We start from the raw sequence: 1,100 nt of genomic DNA, 5'->3' as shown, positions 1-1,100 counted from the left end.
GACTTGGCCGCCAGCCGCGTCGGCGGGCTCCCGGGGGCCGGCGCCGGCACCCGCGCCGCCGAGCGGGACGCCGCGGGCTCGGCACCTGCCGACGCGCCGGCACCCGCCCCGGCCGCCGTGGTCGCCGCCGGCCCCGCGGGGGTGTCCGTCGGGGCCGCGCCCCGCGCCGTGGCTCCCCGGGCCCCGCCCCGCCGCTGACCGCAGCAAGCCGCGGGGCCGCCCCGCGACCGCCTCCACCGCTACCCGATCACGCACCCGCCCGCCGTCGACCCGGGGCGCCGCCGCGTCCCGCTCCGGCGCCGGCTGCGCCCGCTGCCGCACTCGCTCCCGTGAGGTGCCGACCATGGAGACCGTTCTCTACCAGTTCCTGATCGAGGTGCCGCAGGCGACCGCCATCTGGTCGGCCCTGCTCCTGCTGGCGCTGACCGTGCTCGCCGTGCTGGTCGCCCGCCCGGAACGGACCCCTGACGCCGCCGACCCGGTCGAGGATCCCGCGACCGACCCGGCCGACCTGCGCCGCTACGCCGAGGAGGTGGCCGTCGCGGCCGCCCGGGCCGCCCGGACCGCCCGCCGCCGGCGCGCCGACTGGCTCGCCGTCCGGGACGAGGCCGACCGCGCCTGGCAGGCGTACGACGAGGCGGAGAAGGCCGCCCGCCGGTTCGCCGGCGCCGCCGCCCTGCCCACCCCGCGCACCCCCCGCACGCCCGCCGAGTACGCCGCCCGGGAGCGCTGGCTGCACCACGCCGCGATGGCCGCCCACTGGCGCGGCGACCTCAGCGACCGCCAACTCGACGACGTGTTCGGCCACCGGGCGGGCTGGGATCCCCGACGGCACCCGGCCGAGCAGGAGGCGGTGCTGGCCCGGGCGGTACGCGAGGCGCGGCGGGCCGAGCACCGGGCCGCCGCCGAGCGGGAACGGCTGGCGTGGCGCGACGTCGAACTCGCCGTCGAGGCGGCGCGGGCGCTGGCCGCGGAGGCGTACGCGGCGGCGGCCCGGCTGCGCCGCCCGTCCCTGCCCACCCCCCGCCCGTCCCCGCTCCCCACCCCCCGCCCCACCCCCACCGCCACCGCCCGCTGGCAACCAGCCCGAGCCAACTAAC

The 1,100-nt window shown here is 81.7% G+C and carries 2 protein-coding genes; both read left to right on the top strand.

Annotated elements, in window-relative coordinates; all coding sequences use genetic code 11:
• On the top strand, positions 1–198 hold a 198-nt coding region (locus V6V16_RS27720), incomplete at its 5' end, for a hypothetical protein (RefSeq protein ID WP_334566886.1).
• A gap of 145 nt (positions 199–343) precedes the next feature.
• Positions 344–1,099, top strand: a complete 756-nt coding sequence (locus V6V16_RS27715; RefSeq protein WP_334566885.1) for a hypothetical protein — start codon at positions 344–346, stop codon at positions 1,097–1,099.
• Position 1,100: the final 1 nt, after the last annotated feature.

Source organism: Micromonospora sp. CPCC 205561 (assembly GCF_036906775.1).
Classification (GTDB): Bacteria; Actinomycetota; Actinomycetes; order Mycobacteriales; family Micromonosporaceae; genus Micromonospora.
This window is presented reverse-complemented; position numbering and strand designations above follow the sequence as displayed.